Genomic DNA, 19,287 nt, shown 5'->3' on the forward strand with positions numbered 1-19,287 from the left:
AATAAAACTGACATGGTGAACTGATTGAAATGCTTCAATATTTTTTGATTTTAAGGAGACACAACATGAATACCATTTACGCAGAATACAATATGTATCACAACAGCATTGATATCTACACATCTGCCGGATATATGTTACGCATTGACTGTAATAAGGCAGAGGATGGACTAAAAACTACTCCCTGCTCACAATGTTCGTTAAATGCTCTTGCGATTGATGAGCCACTAGAGTATGTTAAGCTATATCTTGATGGAACTATGCAGATGTGGGTAGATGCAGAAGACGCATAAGAATAACACTCTGCATATACCACCATATATACAGAGGGGATAGCCAGCATTTCTTTCGTGCAAACTATCCCCTTTACTGAATATATATGCCGTAAGTCTTAACGCTGCATATTATTCATCATCTTTTTTCATGCGTACACTTAACAATGCAAGCAGACCTGCAAGTGAAGCAGCCAATAATGTCACCCAGAGCATTAGATGGCTGTTATCGCCAGTCTGAGGTGCTGTTATCTGCTGGCTGTCGTCTGTATTATTTCCACTGTTACTGTCATTAGTTTTCTTGTCATCAGGTACAGCTGCCGGATTACTATTTGGATTATCATTGCTGTTGTCCTTATTACCGTTGTTGTCTTTACTACCTTCATTATCTGATGTATTCTTGCTTACCTTAAAGCTTGTAACTGCTGAGCCATCTGCCCATACGATTTCAAATGAATGTGTTCCGACAGAAAGTGTTTTCAGGTAATCTGCCTTTAAGATAATAATCGTTGAACCTTCTTTTGCGGTGTAGTTCTTTGCATCAATTATGCTTCCATCAACTTTTACGCTTTCAAATTTAGAAAATTCTCCATTTCCTCCGATAGTGATGGTTCTGTCTGTATTCTGCTTCCACTCACTGTCTGCACCAGATATAATTTTATAAGATGCCAGAGCTGCATTTACCTTTATTGTAATATCCTTTGTCTTTGTTACGCCATTCTTAGTATATGATACTGTCAGTATCTTATCTCCATCCGCTGACATATCTATTGCGAATACATTGGTTGTATAATCCTGCACAGGTTCACTGTATCCGTCTGCATAGTACACAGTGACTGCAAGGTCATCCACATTCAGGGTATCGCCTGCTGTATACGTGGTCTTTGTCTTTGATGCTTCAATCCGCTCAGGAGCAAGGGCTGTATTGTGGGTAATCTTCAAATTACCATTAGCCATTGTAATATCATAGTTGGCTGTCACATCCGCACCTGCAGCATTTTCAATCTTCACACCACTTACGGAGATCGTTCCATTCTCTGTACGAGCTGTTGTGCTTGGTGTAAGGGTTATTTCTTTAATGCTGTCACCTGTAATGAGTCCATCCTCTGATACGGTATACAGACTTTGGTTAATATCATTACCCCAGATAATATTCTGTTCATGTGCTGTTATGGTAACAGGCTTCTTATTTATGGTTACTGTCTTTGATGCCTCAACGGTGATATAGTTATCCTTCGTAATCCGATAGTATACGGTATGCGTACCTTCATTGCTAAAAGAAGGATTATCACTGCCGTAGGTTACGCCATCGGTGCTGTAGGTTACATCTGTTCCTTCAGGATTAGTCACGCTCACGCTGATGCTGTGTGGCTGTCCGTCATAGGTTGTGCTGGAATCAGTTGCCGTATACAGGATAGTTCCGTTATCTACCGTAAGAGTAACTGTTTTCTCTCCTGCCGCATAGATTCCGTTTGCTGCAGTACTTACCTTAATCTTAAAGGTTCCTGTATGGGTTACGGTAAGTGTTTTATCCGAAAGCATGCCTTCTCCGGTTCCGCCAACAAGTGTATATGTTGCAGTTCCTGCATTCGTGTCGATGCTAAAATACTTTGATACATCAATGGTTGCACCTGTATATGATATACTGCTGTCTGTTCCGGTGATGGTGACAGGGGTTGCGGCTTTATTCTTAAGCTTAATCGTGCCTGTGATATTGTCTGTAATTGTATCATAGCCCTGACAGTAAACAGCATTATAATTTGTCAATGCAGATTCAGGGATTGTCCACCTAAAGGTGTTCTCTGCTCCCGGCGTTTTGTCATAAACTCCTCCGTTACTCTCAATGGTCCATGTCACAGCCATATCTGCTGTAGTTGGTAACGTTGTTCCTTCAAATGTTACTGTTGCCGTCTTGCCAAGCTCCGTGTTAGTTCCGCTTATAGGAGTTTCATCATATCCGTCATAGCCATAGTAAGTTGTAAATGTATTATTTGCCGGTACTGTCGGCGCAGCTACACTTTCTATCTTTCTCTTGTCTGTTGTAAATTCTTTGGTTACTGTCAATGTACCATCTGCAGCATTCTGTGTAACGCTCGTTGCAGTATTGCCTGATACGGTAGCTGTCACATTATCTGCAAATTCATAGCCTGTATCTGCTGTAAGTGTAATGCTTGCCGTGTATCTCATATTATATCCCGCTGTGGTATCACTTGGTGTCCATGTAATCTGTGGTGTGGTGCTTTTTACACCTTCTGTTGTACATGATGCTTCGGTATCCAATGCAGTATCAGGCATCGGAGTATCAATATCTGTAATTGCTATTGAATGAATTATTTTAATATTTGTCTCAGTTGCATTGACCGCATAAGCCACATTATCCTCGGTTATTTCCAGCCAAATTTTGCAGGTTGATAAATCGATTGATGCCGGTGTATATGATTCTGCCTCAATAGCAGATACGTTCACAACATCTGTTCCTGTAATCTGTTTACTGTAATACCAGTCATTTGTTCCGTCATTGCCCTGTACGACAAGTGCCACGGTTTGTGATGTGGTACCCTTCACCACCTTAATATCACCTGTTGTGGTGTTATATGTTACTGTACCAATATCCTTACCTGTTCCGTCCAGTCTTAAAGTCATCGCCGCACTGTCTGTTATCTTTTCCGATTTTGTATCAGATGATGCTGCTGTCGCAGCAGATGCGAAGAGAACAGATGACAGATCCAGATTGGAAGCGGGCTGAACAGGGCTCCCGGAGTCGATGTCGACACGGCCGAGGATGACATAATAGCCCCGATCCGCGCACAACGCAAAGTCACCACTACCACCGTAAGGCGAGCGCAGCCAGAACCACTCTCCGTTCCTCAAGTAACTACTCATGGCAAGTACTGTACTGTCATCGGTTCCTGCCCACAAGTATTGGTCATTATCATAATCTCCCTGTAACGCATACAGTTTGTCTGTGGTGGTATAGGTTACACTACTATTCTTCGTATCCTTCGTTTTCACTGTGGTGGCATTCATCAAGCCCTGCTCGGCTGAGGTGAAGTAGGATGTATTCGTAGCCATACCCTGCAGTGTATCACGAAGTTCACTTGCTCCGTAGTGATTTGCGTATACTTCTGTTATAGTCGCTTCACTATAAACACAATCTGACCATAGATTTTCATCATTCTTATTGCTTATGTCTGAATTAAACTTCTGCCCTCTTGCAATCGGGCTTGCGGCAACGATGATGGTATTATCCCCTGATACACCTGTATCCTTTCCTAAAATGTACCATTCCTGTGCTGTTGTTCCATCTGATTTTTTACCAAATACCAGCTTGCCGTAATTTACTGCAGTTCCATTACTGTATGGTTTAAATGAATTCATCAACTGTTCTTTGGTTACATAGGTGGTATTGATTTTTTCAATCTCTTTTTCTGCGTTTACTGCATATGAAACATTATCCTCGGTTATTTCCAGCCAGATTTTGCAGGCTGATAAATTGATTGATGCCGGTGTATTTGATTCTGCCTCAATAGCAGATACATTTATCGTCTCTGTTCCTGTAATCTGTTTACTGTAATACCAGTCATTTGTTCCGTCCTTGCCCTGCACTACAAGTGCCACTGTTTGTGATGTACTGCCCTTCACCACCTTAATATCACCTGTTGTGGTGTTATATGTTACTGTACCAATATCCTTACCTGTTCCGTCCAGTCTTAAAGTCATCGCCGCACTGTCTGTTATCTTTTCCGATTTTGTATCAGATGATGCTGCTGTCGCAGCAGATGCGAAGAGAACAGATGACAGATTCAGATTGGAAGCGGGCCGAACAGCGTAATCGTAGTCAACATTGCGGCTGCCGACACCAGAGCCCGTAAAACCGAGCGACGCAATGTTAGCATCATCAGCGTAAGGCGAGCGCAGCCAGAACACAGAATCGTTGCTCCAAGAATAGCCGTCCCAGTAACTATACACGGCAAGTACTGTACTGTCACTGGTTCCTGCCAACAGTTTTTTATCACCATAATTATTTCCCTGTAATGCATACAGCTTGTCTGTGGTGGTATAGGTCACATTACTGTTCTTCGTGTCCTTCGTTTTCACTGTGGTAGCATTCATCAAGCCCTGCTCGGCTGTGGTGAAATAGTTTGTATTCGTAGCCATACCCTGCAATGCCACTCGAAGTTCACTTGCTCCGTAGTGGTTTGCATATACTTCTGATGGATTACTTGCATATACACCAAAACTTGAAGCAAAAGACTTATTGTCATAGCTTGAATTAAACTTCTGCCCTGTTGCTATGGGGCTTGTGGCAAAGATGATGGTATTATCCCCTGATACACCCTTATCCTCTCCTAAGATATACCATTCCTGTGCTGTTATTCCATCTGATTTTTTACCAAATACAATCATTCCATAATTTTCTGCAGTTCCATCTGCATTCGGGGCAAATGTATTATCCATCAACTGTGTCTTTGTGGCATAGGCTGACACACTTGGTTCCGTTCCCGAACCGGATGCTGCCTGCACCTTATTTGCTCCGCCTGACATAGCAGGAACCAGTCCTGCTATCATGGCAAAGGTAAGAACAAACGCCATTCCTTTCTTAAAATTATGCTTTAATCTTCTCATCTGAATCCTCCTTTGTTTTTGTAAATATAGTATTAAAATAGATACGTTTTCTTAATTTCCATGTATGACCATGCTTTAAATTCAAATCAAATGATCCCCCCTTATCAGACAGAAAAAGCACCACTAAATACATACATCTTATCCATGTACATATTTATTGATGCTTTTATCCGTTTCCTTTTATGAATATGAACAGTCGAAAAAAAGGCGCAGTCAGAGTGCTGTGCTGTGCTGTGCTGTGCTGTGCTGTGCTGTGCTGTGCTGTGCTGTTAAGATTATCTCTCTGACCGCCATGCCTGTCTACCTCCGTTGCAATATTTCTATAATAATTAGAATAGCAAAAATGTCAGGATTTATCAATCATTTAAATCTGATATTATAGTAATATTGGCTGGACATCATTTCTAAAGAAGCGGAGTATTACCTCATCTCTTTGTCAAATGTTCTTCTATTGTTTTGTCTAAACTTTCCAACATCTTTCTGCAATCGGGCAAGTTTCTCTGACATCATTTCTGTCTTATTCATTGGTGTTTCTGCATTGTCATTGGATTTCTTCCAGTCATCAACTTCCTGCTGATACTCTGCATATGCATTTTGAGATTCCTTGTAGCTTAGATAAAATTCATTCATGTTCTCAAATCCGTAGTTACGAACCATATTTGAAAGTCCTATCTTCAATCGATTGATATAATCAGTCTTTTCATCAATCTTTCTCTGTAATTCAGCTTTTCTTGTAAGCTTTGCCAATCCCTTCAAATCAGATAATTCAATCTCAAGATTACCCCGTTGCTGTTCAGCCTGAAAGATAAGATTATTCTGATTATCAAGCTCTGCTTTTATTTTTTTAAGCTTTGGATATGTGGCTGCCTCTGGTGTCATTACAGGCTTGTCTGGTTTTGTAACATTAACTTCCTTGATTGTTTCTTCTTGCGTTGTTATTTTATTCTCAACTTTTGTAGATTCTTCAATAGCAGAAATATTATCTGTGTTATCTACCACTATATTGCTTGTAAAATCTGTTTTTTCGGCATTTGTAACATCTGTATGCAGTATCTTATTCCGAATAGCTCTGGCTGCTTCAAGCACCTTCGATATCAGCAGTACCAGTTCCGTAATCGCCATATTAAGTATCAATGCTAATCGTTGAGGTTTGTTCCCATATATTTCAATCGACCTTTTTATCGGTTCTGTGATATGTTCCCTTTTTATCTGTAAAATATCATCCATAGGAACATTGCTTATGATTGCCCTGTCAACCTCCCGATTCCAGTCCATCCGCAACTTATTATCCTGCTCAATCTGTTCTGCCTTTGGATTATTCCTACCAATCTTCTTGGTAGCAAGATATGGACCATTGCGGTCAAATACTGTTAATCTGTCTTTTTCGTCCGTTACCCAATGGTTTATCATTCTGGTATAGAATAGTTTTACCTCATCCAGAAAATCTTCCTGCTTGAACCTCGTATTCTTTGAGGTAAACAGCTTCTTCTCATAAACCTCGCCTTTCCCTATAACCTTACATCTTTTGCGGATATTGCCAGCTTCATCAAGGATTTCTTTCTTAGTCCTTACATGATTACCATGCTCATCATAGAACATATTTCTTGTGGCAATCTTTATAACAGGCTCCGCTAATAACTGCCTTTCGGAAAAGATAAGATGGATATGGAAATTTGTCATACGCTTATTGTGGTGAAGTGCTGCAACACATTCCACGCCATACTTTTCTTTGAATTTATCCGTAAACGATTTTAGCAGCATATCGGACATTTCCTGTTCATAAAATGATTCAGGCAGGGCAATGATAAGTTCTCTTGCCTCGATACAATTTCCCTCAACACCGCTTTTCTTAAATTCCTGCTGGCTGCATCGTGCAAGTTCTGTCCAGTAACTTCTTTCCGTAGTTTCATAGACAGCATACAGATGTTCCTGCTTTGCATGGCTTGATATATAGGTTATTCTTCCCCGGACATTCGACAGCTTGGTCATCTGTATAAATGAATGTCTTGTTGTCAATATGCTTTCTTCTCCTTCCTCTGCTAGTGGGAATGGAGTACGAACAGACAATATAAGTGGTATTGTTGTTGGCTTATTGCCGTATCCGGCATAACCAAATGCGACAGCATTTGTATAAGTCACGCCTGCGTGGCTTTGCTCCCTGCAAGGGCGAAATACGCTGAGCATAAACCGCAGGTTTGTGCTAGGGGTGTATTTCGCTCTCAAACGCCGAGGGCTTTGATATCTTGTGATTTTCCTGTCCTTCCATTCCAATAATTGGTTGTTGCATATCAGAAGAAGCACATGTTATAATCCTCTTGCGTGTAGGTATATCATGGCTTCGGTCTGATATATCAGAGGCGGTTTCATTAGAAGCCGCCTCTCTTAAGTTGTCACTTTTCTTGTGACCGGTTTTACGCTGCTCTTATCTCTCAAGTCTCTACCTTCGTTTACTTCCATGAACTTTTCAAGCATATCCGTTTTTATAAGAACTTTTCTTCCGACATTTAGAACAGGAAGCTTTTCCCACTCAACAAGTTTTCTCAGAGTGTTTCTTCCAATTCCTGTATAGTCGGCAGCATCTTCTATAGATAGAGCTATCTTTCTTTCCGTCATTTAACCGCCTCCTTTAAAATTGCATTATGCAATTTATTTTTTCTGTCAGTATATCGCATTTATATTTTATTGTCAAGCGTTACGAAATTGTAAAGATGATTATGGTATTGCATATTGCAATTTTAATTTTTATATGATATAGTATGAACATACCGAAAGGAATAATCAAAAAGGAGGCAGACAACATGAAGGATAAGGAACTTCGCCGGATTATCGGCGAGAGGGCTAAAAGCCGAAGAACAGAATTAAACCTTACACAACCTTATGTTGCAGACAAGATGGGAGTCACCGCTTCCACCATACAGCGTTATGAAGCCGGAACAATCGACAATACCAAGAAGATGGTACTGGAAGGACTTTCCGAAGCACTTCATGTATCTGTGGAATGGCTCAAAGGTGAAACTGACAGCTACGAAACAGATATAACAGATAAGAAAGAACTTCTTATAAAAGACGCAATGACAGGTATTATCGAAAACCTTCCAACAAACCTTGATAACGCAGAAGGAGATTTTGCCAAGAACCTGTTGCTGGCAGTATTAAACGAATACAAGCTCTTTGCTGATTCATTTACCAATGCCTGCAATAATTTCAAGGGAAATACAGAATATGCAGATGTAGCAGCAAAGATGGGGTTTGAATCCAATCAGGAATATAACGAAATAATGTTTCTGAGAGAGATTACTCACTCAGTAAACGCATTCAATGATATAGCTGACATCATAAGAACATATTCCAAGAATCCGGATGTGGCGGCACAGAGACTATCCAATCTCTTAGAAGATAATTCCGATTCGGTATAGAACGACAACCGGAGTTATGATACAATGAGCACAAGCGAGTCAAGCTGTTTACAGATTTGACGAGCGGCGAATTGGCTTATGGACTTGTCCATAAGATGCCTACACGCAAGAAGCATTTCATCAGTTCCGATTGTCGAATATCGAAAGGAGAAACACGATTATGGCAAAAGGATCTGTCAGAAAAAAAGGAAAAAAATGGTACTACCGCTTCTATGTAGAAGATCAAAGCGGCAATCTGGTTCAGAAAGAATACGCTGGAACAGAAAGCAAGAGTGAAACGGAAAAACTGCTCCGTCAGGCAATGGATGATTATGATAATAAAAAGTTTGTTGCTAAGACAGATAATCTCACTGTAGGTGATTTACTTAATTTATGGTCTGAGGAAGAACTAAAGACAGGGACATTAAGCAATGGAACTGTTGAAAACTATCTCGGTGCAATAAGGGTTATCAAGAAACATCCTATTGCTGACAGAAAGTTAAAAAATGTTACTGCGGAACATTTACAGTCATTCTTTGATTTACTGACATTTGGTGGCGAATATCCGGATGGAACTGTCAAAAAGGGATACAGCAAGGATTATATCCATTCATTTTCTGCTGTATTACAGCAGGCTTTCCGATTTGCAGTATTTCCAAAGCAGTTTATTACTTTCAATCCAATGCAGTATATCAAGCTGAAAAAACAGGCGGAGGATGTGGATTTATTTTCGGATGATGACATTGAAGAAGGTGTTCAGCCAATTTCACACGAAGATTACCAGAGGTTAATAAAATACCTTGAAGAAAAGAATCCCCCAGCAATACTGCCAATTCAGATAGCATATTACGCAGGGCTTCGCATCGGTGAGGTTTGTGGTCTTACATGGCAGGATATTAATCTTGAGGAACAATACCTGACTATCAAGAGAAGTATCCGTTATGATGGAGCTAGACACAAGAACATCATTGGACCTACCAAACGAAAAAAAGTAAGAATTGTTGATTTCGGAGATACGCTAGCAGGCATACTGAAAGAAGCAAGAAAAGAACAGCTTAAAAACCGGATGCAGTATGGTGAACTCTATCACCGCAATTACTACAAAGAAGTACAGGACAAAAACAGAGTGTATTATGAATATTATCATCTGGATGGAACACAGGCTGTTCCTGAAGAATATAAGGAAATATCATTTGTCTGCTTAAGACCGGATGGTTGCCTTGAATTACCAAGCACACTTGGTCTTGTGTGCCGGTCAGTTTCCAATAGGCTGGAGGGATTTGAAGGATTTCATTTTCACCAGTTAAGACACACCTATACAAGCAACTTGCTTTCAAACGGAGCTGCTCCAAAGGATGTGCAGGAACTGTTAGGACACTCAGATGTCAGTACCACTATGAATGTCTATGCTCACTCCACCAGAAAAGCTAAGCGAGATTCGGCAAGGCTTCTCGACAAAGTGGCAGGCAATGACTAAAAAGAAATTTCCCTTATTTCCCTCACGATTATCTCACAAGGGCAAAAATAAGGGAAAATACATATCATTTCATCATACAAGGCTCTGCATGCCTTGAAAAACACGGAAAGTTCAGGAAATCTCTCCACAAATCCCGATTTGTAAAACTGTTGCATTGATTATATCAAAGAATCATGCTTGCAGCAATCCACTTAAAACGAGAGGCAGGTTTGTCCTCCTGCCCCTAAAAAAGGAAGGGAAGGTGAAAAATATATAGTCAACTGCTTTTTCCAGCAGCTATGAATCGTTACTTACCATAGAAGTCATGCCTCCTTCTTCCATGAGATTACAGCAAACGTAGTAGTAATGTCTATCAAAAGGCTTTTACATATTAGATAAAAGCATGTAAAATTTCTTTTACATAGCTTAATTGCGGTCTATTTAGCTTGTTTCTTGACTACTCAGGAAAAATATTTCTACCCTCGCCCCACCTGTATTTTCAGAATTTGAAAGTTTAATACCTCCACCATATTTTTCAGCCACAGTTTTTGCAAAAAATAGCCCCATCCCATAATGGGCTTCGCCATTTCTACTTGTGTCATCCATAAAAAACTGCTCTGTGCCATGCAATAATGCTTCTTTTGTAAATCCTGATCCGCTATCCTCCACAATGAATGTCAGCCGGTCATCCTGCTCCTTTGCATCAATATAAATGATTCCATTTTCTTTTGTATGCTCCACTGCATTCTGAATCACATTCATTACGGCTCGAAACATTGGATCATAAGCAATTGTTACTTTTTTATCACTTTGTCCCGCCTTCCAATCTATTTTCTGGTGATAGATTTCTGCCAGTCCGAGTGCCTGTTCCTTTATATCTGCGAAAAAATCTTCTAACCTCACCGTTGTATAGGTAACATCACTGCAATTCCATGATTTTGTGACATCTATCAACTGTTTTACATAACTTTGTATCTGTGTTGTGCCGTTCAAAACATAAGTGATATTATTCTTCTGTTCTGTGGTCAGTTCAGTCTCTGAAAGTAGTTCTGCATTTCCCCGTACAATCGTAAGAGGTGTTTTAATATCATGCGCCAAAGCAGACATCTGTTGTTTCTTTTCCTGCTCTGTTTTCCACTGCTTTTCTAAAGATTCTCGCAATGCATCTCGCATATCATCGATTGCCGATAAACAGTCATCAAACTCTTTGATACCGGAACAGGATGTCTCATATTCCAGATTTTGATCCTTTATTTGTCTGATTGCGTCTAATACAGGCTGCATCTGCTTTTTGATTCTTTTTCCAAAACGTATGGACGGAATGATGATAATCGCTACCGCTCCAATCACTGACATAATACTCATCACATTCTGTGGTTCTATAAAATGCTCCCTCAAAAAAGCTGAATGATATTGAGGTGTCAGGCGATATTGCAATACAACATATTCATTTTCCCTTACAATTACTTTATAAAAATATTTCCCGGATGCGTTTCCGTACTTTGCAACATTCCATGCTATCTGTTCGTATTGTTCTGACAGATCTCCACCTATTTTCTCTCCATTCTCTGAAAAGATTACATAATCACAAAGTGCAGGAATCATCTCAGCAGTTACTTTATCCGCACGTAAAATCGTATCATATGCTTCATTAATCTTTTGCTCTGCATAATTCGCCGGATAGATACAGCCCACACTAATCAAAAGGTACAGCAGCAGCCAAGCAACAATCACCAAACCTACTAATGATCCAAGCATGACCAGTACATATCTCATAAAAATCCAGCTGAGTGCATTGCTTCTCTTTACTCTTCCCATTTATATCCAATCCCCCAGACTGTTTTTATCGGTGTATAATCATAATCCGCAAATTTTGCTCTTATATTTTTGATATGCGTGATAACGGTACTGTCATTACTCTCACTGTCAAAACCAAAGACCTCTTCTAAAATCTGTTCTTTCGAGAAAACCTGTCCCCTGTTTTTAGCCAGGAATTCACAAATTTCGTACTCCGCTTTCGTAAGAGGAAGTTCCTTATCATCAACCAATAGTTTCTTTTGAGATATTTGAATACAGGCCCTCCCCAAAACCATCCGGACAGAATGTTCCCTGTGCTCTCTTCTAAGATGTGCATTGATCCTTGCCCGAAGTTCCATCACTCCAAATGGCTTTGAAATATAATCATCTGCTCCCAACGAAAGTCCGTTCACCAGACTTTTTTCCTCCGTTTTTGCGGTAAGAAACAAAATCGGACAATCCACAAGTGCCCTGATTCTTTTGCATAATTCAAAGCCGTCCATTCCAGGCATCATAATGTCAAGTAAAATCAGGTCATAACGATGTAATTCTTCCATATTAAGTTTCAGCGGATTACTTACTTTGGTAACCAGATGTCCATCCTTATTCAAAATGCTTTCTATCATTTCCAAAATTGCCGGTTCATCATCAACTGCCAGTATGTTTGCCATAGTTTCCCTCGATTCTATTCCGATATTCTGTTTCCTTCCCAGTGGTTTACCCACCAAAAATAGTATACCATACTAATCCCTGTAAATATTAAGCAACCTGGTATGAATGACAACCATTCACCTACACTAGTTTCTCCCAATACAGATTGCAGATAAGTATATGGTACTCTACCCGTCCAGCAGACAAATACATATTTCCACACATAATCTCCAAGTCCGGTAAGCATCAATGCACTAATTAGTCCTGATATAATCCCTGCTCCAATGGATACCCCTTTTCCAAACTGAAAAGCCAGAATCAGCTGAAACAGATAAAGTGGAACACTGCTTCCCCACAGCAGCAATGCTGCAAATATACATCCTTTCATGATTTCGATATCGCTTGATGCGATTCTTCCAAATCCAATTCCGAATATGATTGCTGTCAATAGGATAGAGCACAGACACAAAACCAGTAGCATCAACAGTTTCGATAAAAATGCTGCAGGTTTATCCGGTAAAGACAACAGATTTTGAAAATCACCTGCATTTTGTTCCTGTTCCATCACACTTGCTGTAAAAATTCCAATAAGTACCGGAAGTCCTGCTCCTATTGCCTGATAAAATGCAATCACTTTCATATTTTCATTCCATGGTGAAAAAAAGTAATATATTAAAAATATAACGCTGGTTATAATCGGAATCAGTAAGTGTGCCAGAATCACAGATGTTCCTTTCATCTTTCGCAAGTCTGCATTAAGAGATCTTCCAATCATCTTATTTCACCTCTCTTCTCTCAAACCATTTCAAAAACAGAACCGTTACAAAAACAAACCAGATGATTGAGAGACACATTCCCGGAACAATGACTCCCGTATCCAGAAGAGGATTCCCTGCTTCTGCGGCAAGTCCATTTGGTAAAACATGAAGCAACGGGCACATCATTCGCATAGGGATTGCAGAAACAAGTACATACCAGATTCTGGTTTGTGATATTACCACACCGCTGACGGTAATAAATAGGCAGACGAACAGGTTTACAATCATTCCAAATCGTTCACTTAAAAATAAAGCTACCGGAATCTCCCATAACTCAGAAACCGTCAGAAACAATACTGCAATCAACGCTCCTCCAACTGGAACATGTGTCGTTAGAAGAAAGCCTCCAAGCGTTGCTCCTGCAAACACAATCACATTAGAAAACAAAATCATGTACCCAATATAAATAATTTTCCCCAGCAACAATTTTCTTCTGTCTGTGGGAATAGTCATTAAATGATAGTATTTTATCTTTTTCTCCTGCGCCACAGAAAGATAACAAAATAGAGCAATCATCCCCGGCAGCAAAAGTGTATACCACCAGTTCCAAACACTTTCTGCATAAGCATTTGTCATCCCAAGAGTAAATATAAATGCCATGACAAATGTAAGAAGAGGAAATCCCCAGATAAACTTTTTTCGCATGGTTCTTTTGGCTTTTTGATGTTCTGCTTTTATAATATTAACCATGGATTTCACCTGCTTTCTGGTTTTTTCTTACCACATTCATAAACAAATCTTCAAGATTATCTCCCTGCTTTAATGCTCCTTCGTATCCTAAGATTCCACCTGAAATAATCCCGACTTTATCTGCAAGTAACTGTACCTCTGAGAGAATATGACTGGAGAGAATTACAGTGATTCCCTGTTCCGGAAAAGACCGGATCAGCTCTCGTAATTCCTCGATGCCTATTGGATCTAATCCATTCGTAGGTTCATCCAATATCAAAAGTTCCGGTTCTCCAAGCAATGCCATTGCAATGCCTAGTCTTTGCTTCATCCCCAAAGAAAACTGTCCTGCTTTCTTCTTTCCGGTGTTTGTAAGTGATACAATCTGCAAGACCTCATCAATTCTGTTTTCATCTGTACCAAGCAATAATTGTCTTACCTTCAAATTCTCTCTGGCGGAAAGATTTTCATAAATAGGCGGATTTTCAATTAACGCTCCTATTTTTGATAAATCTTTCCTATCCAAAAGTTTTCCATCAAAGTAAATCTTTCCTGCAGTTGGTTTCATCATACCGGTCAGCATTTTCAATGTGGTAGATTTACCAGCGCCATTCGGTCCAAGCAGTCCATAAATCTGTCCCTTTTCGATATTAAGTGAAACATTATTTACCGCTTTCTGTTTTCTAAAATATTTACATAGATTTTGTGTCTGTAACATCATTTCCATCTTTACTATCCTTCCTTCTATATTTCATTTCTTACTGAAATATAACCTAACAGAAAAAAATAAAGATTTGATGAAGATTTATTCCCGTATGGAATAAACCATCAATTGAATATCATTATCAGAACTCGGCTTTCCACTGAAATCAGCAAAGCTGTTACAAATACGAAGTCCTAATTTACAGAATATCTCCGTGATTTCATCCAAACTATATAAACCTCAACCTCCTTGTGCTTAGAGTATATGAAGTTTTGGCTTTATCTTGTAGTTTGCGAATATCCGTATAAATAGAAAAAACCCTTTGAGAAAAGGATTTCTCCTCTCTCAAAGGGCAAGTTGGCAAACTGGAATTTTAATATTACTCGACATGATGAAAAATTTTTAATCTTTGTGCCTCATTTGCTTCAAATCCAAATTTTTCATAAAAAGGTATCTTATCTGGAACCGCACATAGCTCCACAAAAATATCTGTTCCTTTTACTCCATTGTTATTTATAAACCTTCTTAATTCATCTATTAATATTCTTCCAATACCTTTTCCCTGATATTCAGGTCTGACAACAACATCTTTAATATAATAATTAAGTCCCATATCACCATTCATTCTTGCCATAGCAACAATGCAATCTCCGTCCCATATAGAAACTCTAAATATGGTATGTTTCATTGCTAGTCTTGTTTGCTCAAGAGATGGTCCATCTCCCCATACTGTTTCCCATAATTCAATAAATTGCTCTGCTGTTAGTTCGTTGTATTTGATTTTTAAATCTAACATATATTATTTCTCTCCAATACTTTGTATTATAAAATCAATCAGATTTACAAATTCAAATTTTCATGTGTTCGACAAACTGGAAGTTATAAATCTTTTTGCTCGTATACCTTATTCCAAGAACCAATCTCAATCAAATTACCTTCTGGATCGGCGATATAACAAGTTCTTTGTCCCCACGGTTCAAGCTCTGGTTCTAATACAGACGTTGCCCCATTTTTTATAGCATTGTTGTATGCCATATCAACTTCTTCAAAAGTATCAACATAGAGCGCAATTTCGCTATGACCATTTAGACCTTTTATATATTCATACCTTCTGTGTGTCATGTTTTCAAAATCTTTTCTTCCATATAGCAAAAACAATGTTCCATCCTTAACAAGATAAACATTTGATGTGTCTTCGCTTTCTTTAATCTCAAAGCCAAGAACATCTCTATAAAAGCGAATCATTTTCGCCATATCTTCAACAAATAATCCAAATCCATCTAATCTCATAATCCACCTCCGTATATTCCAATTTGTAAAACTGTTGCATTGATTATATCAAAGAATCATGCTTGCAGCAATCTCCTTAAAACGAGAGGCAGGTGTGCCCTCCTGCCCCTCAAAAGGAAGGGAAGGTGAAAAATATATAGTCAACTGCTGTTTCCAGCAGCTATGAATCGTTACTTACCATAAAAGTCATGGTTTACTTCTGCTTTATAGTAATTACTACATGTTACCGGAGCATTATACAGTGTCGTGAGCATATAGCTTCGTATGTTGCGTACCTTTGTAGTATTGTTGCGAAGGCATTCCAGCACATACTCCATCGTATGAAAATCTATCTTCTCCAATCTGCTCCGAACAACATCATATGGGAAATCATATTTATTGATACGGATTACTGGCTGTTTAACCGCTATGGTCTCAACCATCAGCTCCACCAATTCGTTTATGTCCATCTTCTCTGTAGGATGGCACTGAAGCAATACGTCATAATCAATATTGTCTTTGATAAATGAGCGCACTTCATCCATCCTATCCATCGTATCAGTTTTCACGCCTGTGCCTGATGGAATGATAGGATAGGTAATCTCCTCCGTATTCTCTGTAGTATTCTCTGTATTTGTCTTACAAAACTTTGTATGAGGTGGTACAAAATTTTGTAACAGGCTTATTTGCTTGGTTTTCAGCCTGTTTTTGTATTTCTTCCCCTGTGTTTTCTACATCTTCGTCATCTCCTGGTATGTTCAGATATGTACATGTGTAAAGTCTATCAACGCATAGATCAATATACATGACATTATTTAAGATCATTCCGCTATTTGTTTCTATGTTACAGAATTCACGACGGACCACACCGATTTCCTCTAATCTGTCAAACGCTGCCTTCACACTTCTCCGTGATTCTCCAAACTGCTCGGCAAAATTATTGTAGGTTTTCTGTAGCAAATCCTCCCGAAACTTTTTTCTGTAACCAATTGTCATGCCGCTATGCTCGTCCCGTACTTCCACAGGACGATACCAATACACGATTTCCGACAACACACAGATAGCGAGAAGGTATGGCTTGCCATTTTCACGCAAAATTGTTTTATACCAATTTACCGGTGTAACATTGCCACTAATGCTCATCTCTGCCAGCGCATCCACCGACGCATTACCGGTATTTACAATATTAGTCATGCCCTCTCACCTCTTTTCTTCCATTCATCTAAGAGGTTTATTATAACCTCTGTAATCTTTTCTTCCGTATATCCTTCATCAAAGTAGTCATCCAATCTGTCTGCCTTGAACGTTACCTTTCTCGGCTTTGCTAACACCTGTTCCGGAAGCATGATGTTCCTCACTTCTTCCTGTGTAAGCATATTTTCCCGGCAGGATGCCTTTAGTCTTGCCGACTGCTCTATATTAGGGAATATATTCCTGTCGAGTATTATATCGAGTACCCACTGCTGCTGCTCCTCGTTCAGATACGAAAGATCAACACCCTGAATAAAACCAATCTTTTTCCTGTCAACAAAGTCAAGCAGTTCATCCCTGACTATCCGCATCTATAAGTAGTACCTTCTTGCCTTCTCTTACCAAACCTATACCTAAGTTCACTGTTGTCGTAGTCTTTGCTACTCCACCTTTTTGATTCACGATTGCTATTACCTTACACATACCGTTGTACCTCCATTCCTATCGAATCACCATGCCACTTCCTACATAGTGACATTTTTCTTCTACCTGCATAACGTTACTTGGTTTCTTACCAGAATCCTTTTTCTTTCTTGATACTTCTGCATACACACGTTTATATTTATCTGTTCCAACATTATCGAAAAAAGTTGAAACATTATTCACGTCAAATCGCTTATCTCTCTGAAGTAAACGTACAAACCAGCGTATGTCATTTTTTGTCCCTTGAAGCCTTATCTTTAACATATTGACACCTCCTTGAATAGAAAATAAAAGGCAGGGATATTCAATATTTTGTAATTAAATATCCCTGCCAAATTGGCTATTTTATTCACTTTTATTCATCAAAGAATATTGTGTCCCTCGTGTCGACTCTATAGTCGACAACGACATGAATTCTGTCCACTATCTGCTTTTTATTCCTTTTCACATCGGTTCTGCCGAAATTGAAAAAGCTGCAAAAGTGCGTAAATTCAAGGATTTTCACGAATCTGTACGACGTAGCCCTATTATAGTCTCTACATGGCTCGATAGGTCCGGATTGATGTCGGTCATCGGGAACCTATTCAGGCTAATATGGTATGTACCAAAATGTCTCCGCTTGTTTGCGGAAACATATCTACAAATTCTATATCAAAAATATCTTGATACATTCCGCTATCCATATCACAGCCTGAACCTCGTTCGTCCACGGAAAAAGTTCAACTTTTTTAATCGTTTCTACTATTATAGTGATTCCAACATAAAAGTCAAATCTTGCGAGGAACCGCCATCGCTTCAACCTTGTCCGTTCTTCCTACAAAAACAGGTCAACGGCTATTTTTAGACCTAACTGATGTTCAGTTTTCCATGCACTCGACCTTGTTATGCCTGAAAATCCGGCATAAGCAATCTTATTACTTCTTCGCATTTTCTTCCAATTCCAGCATGTACTTATCAAAGTCAGACATGAACAATCTGTCCTGAATAACACGATACTTTTCAAATTCAGTCTCGGCTTTAGCCTTGGCAATCTCTGCCGTGATCTTTCCTGCATCCTGAAGGACCTCTCTGTCATCAGCCATCAGGAATAAATCCAGACGCTTTGCCCAGTCCTCCATTGTCATCGGAATGTGACGCTCTGCACGATCCTCTGCCAGATCCAGGTATGCCGAAACGATACGCTCTAATGAACGCATTTCCTGATCAGAAAGATAATTTTTTGCAACACTCACATCACTTTTTACAATCTTTCCTTCCGGTGCTGCTGCCCACGTGGTCAGCCCCATATGTGGCTTATCAGCATCTGCTCGCTCATAAATCAACTCTGCTGCCGTATGTCCGTGAACTGCATAATGCATCTTGTTCTGCACCTTGGCAAAAAACTGCTTTGTCGTTTTTGCTGTGCGGTCATAATCAAGAGCTGTAGCATAAATGTCCGTTATCTTCTGATAGAATCTACGCTCAGACAAACGGATCTCACGAATCTGCTCAAGCAAACGATCAAAGTATTCTGTTGTGAGCACGGAACCACCATTTTTTAGACGTTCGTCATCCATAACCCAGCCTTTGATGGTATAGTCCTTTGCAATTTGATTGACCCATTTACGGAACTGCACCGCACGCTCAGAATTTACCTTAAATCCTACTGCAATGATCATCTCTAAGGAATAGTGATTTGTGCTGTAGCTTTTTCCGTCGGCGGCAGTTATTCGAAATTTTCGAATAACTGAATCCTCTTGTAACTCACTGTCCTCAAAGATTTTCTTAATATGATAATTTATAGTGTTAGTGCCGACATCGTACAATGTGGCCATCATTTTCTGTGTCAGCCATATATTTTCATCCTCATAGCGCATCTCTATGCTGTCCTGCTGATCACCGACAGAGGCAACATAGGTTAAGTATTCTGCTGCACTGGAACGGATGGTTATTTCGTCTTTTTTCTTTTTCAAATAGG

The 19,287-nt window shown here is 39.5% G+C and carries 18 protein-coding genes and 1 pseudogene; 3 read left to right on the forward strand and 16 right to left on the reverse strand.

Translation table 11 applies throughout. From position 1 onward, the window contains the following. Positions 1-65 precede the first annotated feature (65 nt). On the forward strand, positions 66-293 hold the full coding sequence (locus DXB91_RS04220; RefSeq protein ID WP_008119346.1) for a DUF6061 family protein: 228 nt from the start codon (positions 66-68) through the stop codon (positions 291-293). A 111-nt stretch (positions 294-404) separates the two neighbouring features. Here the strand turns inward: DXB91_RS04220 and DXB91_RS04225 are convergent, their stop codons facing one another. The 3 genes from DXB91_RS04225 to DXB91_RS04235 form a co-directional block, all read right to left on the reverse strand. Beyond that, entirely contained in the window at positions 405-4,898 is a 4,494-nt protein-coding gene (locus DXB91_RS04225; protein WP_118016910.1) for a DUF6273 domain-containing protein, read from the reverse strand. A gap of 420 nt (positions 4,899-5,318) precedes the next feature. Continuing rightward, complete coding sequence (locus DXB91_RS04230; RefSeq protein ID WP_118016911.1) at positions 5,319-7,082, reverse strand: MobA/MobL family protein; 1,764 nt, start codon at positions 7,080-7,082, stop codon at positions 5,319-5,321. Positions 7,083-7,280: 198 nt separating this feature from the next. Continuing rightward, on the reverse strand, positions 7,281-7,511 hold the full coding sequence (locus tag DXB91_RS04235) for a helix-turn-helix domain-containing protein (RefSeq protein ID WP_008121334.1): 231 nt from the start codon (positions 7,509-7,511) through the stop codon (positions 7,281-7,283). 185 nt (positions 7,512-7,696) lie between these two features. On the opposite strand from DXB91_RS04235, the gene DXB91_RS04240 reads away from it, so the two are divergent. Beyond that, positions 7,697-8,314, forward strand: coding sequence for a helix-turn-helix domain-containing protein (locus DXB91_RS04240; protein WP_015568633.1), 618 nt, complete (start codon positions 7,697-7,699; stop codon positions 8,312-8,314). Between the two features lie 160 nt (positions 8,315-8,474). Then, positions 8,475-9,770, forward strand: a complete 1,296-nt coding sequence (locus DXB91_RS04245) for a tyrosine-type recombinase/integrase (protein WP_118016912.1) — start codon at positions 8,475-8,477, stop codon at positions 9,768-9,770. A gap of 420 nt (positions 9,771-10,190) precedes the next feature. Here the strand turns inward: DXB91_RS04245 and DXB91_RS04255 are convergent, their stop codons facing one another. From DXB91_RS04255 to DXB91_RS04310, 13 genes and pseudogenes are all read right to left on the reverse strand, one after another. After that, positions 10,191-11,567 carry a sensor histidine kinase gene (locus DXB91_RS04255; protein WP_118016913.1) on the reverse strand — a complete coding sequence of 459 codons (1,377 nt, stop codon included), beginning with the start codon at positions 11,565-11,567 and terminating at the stop codon, positions 10,191-10,193. Then, positions 11,555-12,217, reverse strand: a complete 663-nt coding sequence (locus tag DXB91_RS04260; protein ID WP_118016914.1) for a response regulator transcription factor — start codon at positions 12,215-12,217, stop codon at positions 11,555-11,557. Before DXB91_RS04260 ends, DXB91_RS04255 begins: the two co-directional genes overlap by 13 nt. Positions 12,218-12,231: 14 nt before the next feature. Beyond that, positions 12,232-12,972, reverse strand: coding sequence for a lantibiotic immunity ABC transporter MutG family permease subunit (locus DXB91_RS04265; protein ID WP_117550258.1), 741 nt, complete (start codon positions 12,970-12,972; stop codon positions 12,232-12,234). Between the two features lies 1 nt (position 12,973). Next, entirely contained in the window at positions 12,974-13,705 is a 732-nt protein-coding gene (locus tag DXB91_RS04270; protein ID WP_004853398.1) for a lantibiotic immunity ABC transporter MutE/EpiE family permease subunit, read from the reverse strand. Beyond that, complete coding sequence (locus DXB91_RS04275) at positions 13,698-14,411, reverse strand: lantibiotic protection ABC transporter ATP-binding protein (RefSeq protein WP_005609481.1); 714 nt, start codon at positions 14,409-14,411, stop codon at positions 13,698-13,700. The genes DXB91_RS04270 and DXB91_RS04275 overlap by 8 nt, the downstream gene beginning before the upstream one ends. A gap of 355 nt (positions 14,412-14,766) precedes the next feature. Then, on the reverse strand, positions 14,767-15,183 hold the full coding sequence (locus DXB91_RS04280; RefSeq protein ID WP_118016915.1) for a GNAT family N-acetyltransferase: 417 nt from the start codon (positions 15,181-15,183) through the stop codon (positions 14,767-14,769). A gap of 83 nt (positions 15,184-15,266) precedes the next feature. Then, complete coding sequence (locus DXB91_RS04285) at positions 15,267-15,677, reverse strand: VOC family protein (RefSeq protein ID WP_008400135.1); 411 nt, start codon at positions 15,675-15,677, stop codon at positions 15,267-15,269. A 170-nt stretch (positions 15,678-15,847) separates the two neighbouring features. Then, on the reverse strand, positions 15,848-16,210 hold the full coding sequence (locus DXB91_RS14375) for a DUF6017 domain-containing protein (protein WP_243003514.1): 363 nt from the start codon (positions 16,208-16,210) through the stop codon (positions 15,848-15,850). Positions 16,211-16,295: 85 nt separating this feature from the next. Then, the gene (locus tag DXB91_RS14380) at positions 16,296-16,850 is read right to left on the reverse strand and encodes a hypothetical protein (RefSeq protein WP_243003515.1); all 555 of its coding nucleotides are present in this window, start codon (positions 16,848-16,850) and stop codon (positions 16,296-16,298) included. After that, positions 16,847-17,218, reverse strand: a complete 372-nt coding sequence (locus tag DXB91_RS04295; RefSeq protein ID WP_243003516.1) for a hypothetical protein — start codon at positions 17,216-17,218, stop codon at positions 16,847-16,849. Before DXB91_RS04295 ends, DXB91_RS14380 begins: the two co-directional genes overlap by 4 nt. Next, positions 17,202-17,330: pseudogene (locus DXB91_RS04300) on the reverse strand (ParA family protein); the annotation flags it as partial. The gene DXB91_RS04295 and the pseudogene DXB91_RS04300, both read right to left, overlap by 17 nt. 18 nt (positions 17,331-17,348) lie before the next feature. After that, positions 17,349-17,594: a hypothetical protein gene (locus tag DXB91_RS04305; RefSeq protein WP_008402103.1), complete on the reverse strand. Its 246-nt coding sequence runs from the start codon at positions 17,592-17,594 to the stop codon at positions 17,349-17,351. 650 nt (positions 17,595-18,244) lie between these two features. Further along, positions 18,245-19,282, reverse strand: coding sequence for a virulence RhuM family protein (locus tag DXB91_RS04310; RefSeq protein ID WP_118016916.1), 1,038 nt, complete (start codon positions 19,280-19,282; stop codon positions 18,245-18,247). Positions 19,283-19,287: the final 5 nt, after the last annotated feature.

The organism is Coprococcus sp. OM06-34AC (assembly GCF_003462545.1).
GTDB classification, from domain to species: Bacteria; Bacillota; Clostridia; order Lachnospirales; family Lachnospiraceae; genus Coprococcus; species Coprococcus aceti.